Source organism: Haloprofundus salinisoli (assembly GCF_020097815.1).
Lineage (GTDB): Archaea > Halobacteriota > Halobacteria > Halobacteriales > Haloferacaceae > Haloprofundus > Haloprofundus salinisoli.
This window is the reverse complement of sequence record NZ_CP083665.1, coordinates 42081-48463: the sequence shown is the minus strand read 5'-3', so window position 1 is coordinate 48463 and position 6383 is coordinate 42081. Positions and strand designations below refer to the sequence as shown.

5 protein-coding genes are annotated in these 6383 nt (G+C 58.7%); 3 read left to right on the top strand and 2 right to left on the bottom strand.

The features are described from left to right. Positions 1-770: 770 nt before the first annotated feature. Positions 771-2015, top strand: a complete 1245-nt coding sequence (locus tag LAQ73_RS17565; RefSeq protein ID WP_224271127.1) for a Cdc6/Cdc18 family protein — start codon at positions 771-773, stop codon at positions 2013-2015. Between the two features lie 47 nt (positions 2016-2062). Here the strand turns inward: LAQ73_RS17565 and LAQ73_RS17560 are convergent, their stop codons facing one another. Both LAQ73_RS17560 and rdfA read right to left on the bottom strand, forming a co-directional pair. After that, entirely contained in the window at positions 2063-2593 is a 531-nt protein-coding gene (locus LAQ73_RS17560) for a DUF7344 domain-containing protein (protein ID WP_224271126.1), read from the bottom strand. 608 nt (positions 2594-3201) lie between these two features. Next, on the bottom strand, positions 3202-3906 hold the full coding sequence (rdfA, locus tag LAQ73_RS17555) for a rod-determining factor RdfA (RefSeq protein WP_224271125.1): 705 nt from the start codon (positions 3904-3906) through the stop codon (positions 3202-3204). A 241-nt stretch (positions 3907-4147) separates the two neighbouring features. Here rdfA and LAQ73_RS17550 point away from each other — a divergent pair, with 241 nt between their 5' ends. Both LAQ73_RS17550 and LAQ73_RS17545 read left to right on the top strand, forming a co-directional pair. Beyond that, on the top strand, positions 4148-5062 hold the full coding sequence (locus LAQ73_RS17550; protein ID WP_224271124.1) for an NAD-dependent epimerase/dehydratase family protein: 915 nt from the start codon (positions 4148-4150) through the stop codon (positions 5060-5062). Positions 5063-5335: 273 nt separating this feature from the next. Next, complete coding sequence (locus LAQ73_RS17545; protein WP_224271123.1) at positions 5336-6175, top strand: helix-turn-helix transcriptional regulator; 840 nt, start codon at positions 5336-5338, stop codon at positions 6173-6175. Positions 6176-6383: the final 208 nt, after the last annotated feature.

Sequence of the window (6383 nt, the reverse complement as noted above, 5' to 3'; positions counted from 1 at the left end):
CGTAACAGAAAAGCAACGATACTTCGTTGCTTGGGACCGTAACAGAGTTGAAACATGGGTTCGAGGGGGAGAAAGGCGTCCATGTATAGACCTCGCGTCAGTGCGGTCGTCGAGCGGTTTCCCGGCGTTCTCTCGAGACGCGTACTCCTTTCCCCGGCAGTAACCTCCTGTTCCCGTGCACCCCCCTCTCTCGTGACCGTTACATCCGCGAACATGGTGTGTGTGAGACCGATGTCGTTCAAATCCCTCCTAACCGCTAAATAAGCGCGATAGATGGCCTGTAACGCTCGAATTGGTTTATTGTCTATGTTTACATTAGCGACGGTACCCCCTCTAAATCACCCCGAAATGAGCGCTTCGACTGTTTCGACTATTTCCCGTCGAACTCTCGCTTCGTCTGGAACTCCAGTGGTTGAATGTCTGCCATCTCTCTCAGGGCAACGAAAAATGAAAAATAGCCAACTAGACAGGTATCTTACCCTTCAACCCGGCGTAGAAGGTGTTCATTTTCATTCGCGATACTGGTGTCTCAGACTCGAATCCCCCGAATACATTCGCGGCGGTGGTGTGCCCCGCCTCGTCGTTTCTCCCGTCCGGATGTTCACACTCATCGTTCCGGAGTTACATCCGCGACGTGGCTTCTGAACCCCTTTCGACAGTTTGGCCGTTTCAGCCGAACTAGTCGCCCAAAACGCGGCGTTACATTCGCGGCGCACCCCCCATTTTGTCGGTAGACTTATCGGCATCGCTTCGAAAGGTTCGGCAACCCGATGACCGACGAAAATCCCTCCGAAACGGACCGCGATTCACTCTTCCGGTACGAGGAGCCGATTTTCGCGCGCGAGGAACTTCTTGACATCCGACATATCCCCGGCCCGGAACGGATCGTCGGCCGTGACACCCACATGCAGCGGGTTGCAAACGCGGTCAACCCGGCAATTTTCGGCCGACCGCCCAAGCATCTCCTGATATACGGGAAGACCGGGACCGGAAAGTCACTCGTCTCCCGCCACGTAACAGAACGGTTGGCGGCCGAAGCAGCCAAGGACGAGGTCACTGTCCGGACCGCGTTCGTCGACTGCGGCGAGGAGAACACGGAGACGTCCGCGGTGAAAACGATTGCGAGCCAGTTGAACGAACCCGCCGAAACCGGCGTCTCGGTCCCCGAACGCGGACTTGCCACTGGAGACTACTACAAACGACTCTGGCGTATCCTCGACGCTCGATGTGACGTTGCGCTGATTCTTCTCGACGAAATCGACATGCTCGAAGACGACGAGATCCTTCGGAAACTCTCTCGAGCGGGCGAGAACAACCGCGTCTCACGCTGCAGTATCGGCGTCATCGGCATCAGCAACAAGATCGACTATCCCGACCAGTTGACGGAGCGCGTCAAAAGTAGTTTCCAGCACGACGAGATCGTTTTCAAACCGTATACCGCAGGCCAACTCGGCGACATCCTCGACAACCGGCGCGATGCGTTCCGGCCCGGTGTTCTCGGCGATGACGTCATTCCGCTCACGTCCGCGCTCGCCGCGCAGGAACACGGCGACGCGCGGAAAGCGATCGATATCCTCCGCAACGCCGGTCGGATCGCCACCGAAGAGGAACTCACGGAAGTGGTCGTAGATCACGTGCGCAAAGCGAAGGAGCGTACGGAAGCGAACCGGTTCAACGAAATCGTAGCCGGAACCCCCGTTCAGGGGAAGGCAATTCTTCTCGCCCTCGCGATGTTGACGCTTGTCGCCGACGAGACGGAGTTTTCGACCAAACGCGTCTACGACACGTACACGTCCATCGTGAGCGAAATCGGGATGGACCAGTTGTCGGAGCGGCGGGTCAACGAGATTCTCCAGGAACAGGCGTTTTTGAACGTCATCAACTCCACTCGCACGAGTCGCGGCCGTGGTCGCGGTGTGTACAGTACCCACCGTCTGCTCGAGGACGCTGATATCGTGAGGAAAGTGATCACCGCCGACGATCGATTCGACGGATTCGACGGAGTCGGCGCGTAACGGGTCACGGCCCGATCTGAGTCCCGTTCGGTTGCTCTGAGGCTTCGCTACGCGAGGAGGCGGTAGGCGTTCAGACAGATAATCGCAGTGAAGAAGAGCACCGCCCACACCTCGGCTGCTAACACGCTCACGATCGGTACACCGACGACCGCACCGAGCGTCGCTCCGAGCCCGACTAGCCCGAGAATCAGCTCTTCGGACTGCCAGACGTCGCGGACGGTCGAAGGCTCGACGTACACGAGCACGTCTTCGAGGTTCGGTCCCGGTGCGACCGTTCCGGTGCTTTGATTGTACTCAATGACGCCGTTCTCCGCCAACTTCGGGAGGTGCGTCTGTTGGAGCGAGACGTAGACGCTCTTGTATACCTTCTCCGGTGCCGGGGTTTCCTCCGCTTCGGCGGCCGCGATCGTCCGAGCGATATCGCCGATAGTTACCGATTCGACCTCCTCGGCCAACAGCGCCATCACCATCCGGCGGCGGTCGTTTTTGAGGAGATCGAAGACGACGTCCTCTCTCGCCGCCGGATTCGGTGTCTTCGATCGTCTGCTTTCGCCGACAGGACTCAGTTCCGCGAACATCACACCTTACCAAGTGTGTAGTCCGTATTCATTCTTATTCAGAAAATCCAGTAATATAGCGTTTAATGACTGTGAATACGACGGTTTTGGTGCCCTGAGGGACCCCTCGTTCAGTCGGAGATTTCCTCTCGATAATCGACAGATTGTCCGAGCAATACCTCCCTGGCCGCGGCGTACTCTCGTCTCAGTCAGTACTCACGATGGGTTCTCTCGATCGACTAAGCTACTGTTACTCCGGGTAACGCCGCACATAGCTATCTGTGATACTTCCGTACGATAGAACGGTCGTCTCGGAAAGCACCCGAGGCCGAAGTCACGTCCACTTCACCATGAACACCACACGATACGTACCCGGAATGCGTCCTCACGCTCCGAAGCGAAACCTCCTTGTCGGCCTCTGGTACGCGTTTCTGGTGTTCTTATTCGCCGGTACCGTCCTGTAGTCCGGCAATTCCGCAGTACAAACTCTCAACTGTCTGATTTCGAATCTCCGCCCCGACTATTCCATTTTCAATGTTTTGTCTCGCGCCTGCGCGAGGCACCGTCGTGAAGGTACAGTTCCCAACAATCGAATCTCGCCTGCGACTGGGACCCCGGTTCGGGGTGTGCTACTCCACGTAACCCGCTTTCTCGCCGTTGCGCTGTCGTTCGACTGACGGACTGTCGGCGCTCCGCCCGTCGGTCTGACAGCGGCAGTTCCCACGGTCGAGTAACTCGGGAAACGACAGCGACCGGTCGCACTCGCCACAGACGACGGTCGTGTCCACGTACACGTCGAACGAATCGAGGGTGACGACATCTGCTCGTTTCAGCCGCTCGACCGTCTCTTCGGTGACCAACCGCATCCTGTTCTGCAGCGAGAGAACCGTCTTGTCCGCTTTTTCCACGCGCGACTCGGGGTCGGCTGTTCGGTCCCGCGTCGCGCCGAGGCACTCGCGGAGGTGCGTGTGTATTGTCTGGTGCGAAACGAAATCGTTGCGGACGCGCTCTACGTTGACCCCAGCGCGTTTGAGATAGTTCTCCGTCTCGGCCCGTTGTCCGGCACTTACCGACCCGTCACAAAGGCGCTCGTGGAGGTGTGTCACGTCGCCGTCCAACATCGGTATCGGCGTCTCGGCCATCGCCGACTCCAGCACTCGCTCGTTGAAATGCGTCTCCAATCGACGGAGACTGTAGCGCTCGCTGCCCTCGCCCAACCATCGGGAGACGAGAACCTCGTCGATTCGGCTCAATTCGTACTGCTCGGCGACTCGTTCGACCTTGCACCCGCAGCCATCCTCCGGTTCGACGGTGGTGCCCCGCTGCTGGTTCATGGCTGCTACCCTGTGTTCGATTGGCGAGATAAACCTTTCGACGAATGCGTAATTCAGATTTTCATTAATTTTCTCCACGCCCGCCCCCGGCGAGAACGCGCATCCCCGTGCTAACAGCGAGCAGTGTTGCGAATTACATAGATACCCGTGTAAAGAGCGGGCGGTTTTCGATGTCGGTTCGTCTTCATCTGCGGCGGGAAACCGACGCATACCAAAGGGTCGTCGCTCGAAACGAGTACCAATGAGCGAATCACCAACGGGACAGACCGTACTCGTCACCGGCGGCGCAGGCTTCATCGGCAGTCATCTCGTCGACGCTCTCGTCGAGGAGAACGAGGTCCGAATCTTAGACGACTTCTCGTCCGGACGGCGGGAGAACCTCAACGACGACGTCACTCTCTTCGAGGGGGATATCCGAGACGACGACCTCGTCGCACGCGCGACCTCGGGCGTCGACCTCGTCTATCACACCGCAGCGCTGGTCAGCGTCTCGGCGTCGGTCGAAGATCCGCTCTTGAGCCACAGCACGAACGCGTCGGCGACCGTCTCGCTGCTCGAACACGCCCGACAGGAGGGTGCGAGAGTCGTTCTCTCGTCGAGTGCGGCCATTTACGGACAACCCGAGGAAGTTCCGGTCTCGGAGTCGCATCCGAAGGACCCGGAGTCACCGTACGGCGCGGACAAACTCGCGCTCGACACGTACGCGAGACTGTATCACGACCTCTATGGGCTCGAGACGGTCGCACTCCGATACTTCAACGTCTACGGTCCGCGCCAGACCGCCGGCGACTACAGCGGCGTCATCAGCATCTTTCTCGAACAGGCGAGGGCGAACCAACCGATAACCGTCGAAGGCGACGGGGGACAGACCCGGGATTTCGTCCACGTGAGCGACGTGGTTCAAGCGAACTTGGCGGCAGGGACGACCGATGCGGTCGGTCGGGCTTACAACGTCGGCACCGGCGACACGATCTCGATAAACGACCTCGCGGAGGAGATTCGAGACGCCGCGGACTCCTCGTCGGAGATCACACACGTCGACGCCCGGCCTGGGGACGTCCGAGACAGTCGGGCAGACATCTCGCGTATCCGTGATGCACTCGACTTCGAACCGACGGTGACGCTCGCTGACGGCTTAGCGTCGCTGTGCGAGTGACCCCCCACCGAGCGTGAACGCCCGCACTGCTCGCCCTCCGGTAGCCTCGCTTCGGTTCCTGCTCTCTCGTCTCCGCACACATCACTGAGAATGACAGACCATTTAATAGTTATTTTCGAACATTTGGAACGTGATAAAGGCTATATCCTCTGAAACAGTCTGTGCATAAGTAATCCGGAGACAGCGACGCCATCGTGGCCGACTGCGTCCCACTCTGGAGAAAAGTATGAGACAGGATATCAGCGTCATTCGAGCATGATTTTGGGCAGAGATATGCATACACACGTGAAACTGTTCGTGCTCTGTATCGTCCTGCTGAGCGGCGTGTGCGGTTCGGTCTCCGCAACCGACGAATCGGCAGCCCCCGTCGCTGAATCCACGGACGTCTTTGCGGTTACTACGGGCCAGACCACCGACGGGATTTCTCCGTTCGCCAACCCGCTCGTACAGCTCGCCGCGAGTGACTCGGTCGTACAGACCGACGTCGAGTCGCTCTCGGCCGCTGTCCTGCCGTCGTTCGTCGCGGACGTCGGTAGCAGACTGTTGGACACCGTCTTCGACGGTTCGTTGCTTCGAGAGAACTCACCCGGATTCGCGTTGACCATGTTCCTCGGTCGCTTAGACGCCGCGTCGACCACGGCGATGCAGCGGGTCGACGCGAGCTCGGCGATGACCGACGACGTGCACGCTGCACCACCCATCGAGTGGATGAATCCGAATCCGAACGAACGTCTCGCTGAAATCGACTATTTCGCGCTCATGCTGAGCCTCACGACGGTACTCGTGAGCATCGGTCTCGTCGCGTATCGTCGGCTCTCGGCACCGCACGGTATCGAACGCGAAGTCGAACCGTCGCTCGCTGAACCGGAACCGACGCTCACCGACGAGGAACGTATTATGCAGCTACTCGAGGCTCACGACGGCCAAATGCGGCAGGTCGAAATCGTCGAGGAAGTCGAGTGGTCGAAAGCCAAAGTGAGTCGACTGCTCTCGCAGTTAGACGAGGACGGAAAAATCACGAAACTCCGCCTCGGCCGCGAGAACCTCATCTGCACTCGCGGTCGCGAACCCGAAGCGTCTCGGTCCCCGTTCGCCGCCCTCCAGGAGAACTGAGAGCCTACAGTAGTAGCTATCTCCTAACCTGTTTCAGTAGACGAATAACAATCCCCCTAACCAGTCAATTCTCGAACTGACCCCCGCGCCCGATGGTGCGGGTGGGGAGTGATCATGAGTTTACAAACAGGAATTTTTGTCACAATGCGTCGTCTGCGCCGGTCTATCACCGGCCGAAGAGTGTCGAGACGCTTCGCTGCGATTACGT

Bases quoted from the DNA above. Each gene is read 5' to 3' on its own strand.
- LAQ73_RS17565 (WP_224271127.1), top strand. From the start codon at position 771: ATGACCGACGAAAATCCCTCCGAAACGGACCGCGATTCACTCTTCCGG.
- LAQ73_RS17560 (WP_224271126.1), bottom strand. From the start codon at position 2,593: ATGTTCGCGGAACTGAGTCCTGTCGGCGAAAGCAGACGATCGAAGACA.
- rdfA (WP_224271125.1), bottom strand. From the start codon at position 3,906: ATGAACCAGCAGCGGGGCACCACCGTCGAACCGGAGGATGGCTGCGGG.
- LAQ73_RS17550 (WP_224271124.1), top strand. From the start codon at position 4,148: ATGAGCGAATCACCAACGGGACAGACCGTACTCGTCACCGGCGGCGCA.
- LAQ73_RS17545 (WP_224271123.1), top strand. From the start codon at position 5,336: ATGCATACACACGTGAAACTGTTCGTGCTCTGTATCGTCCTGCTGAGC.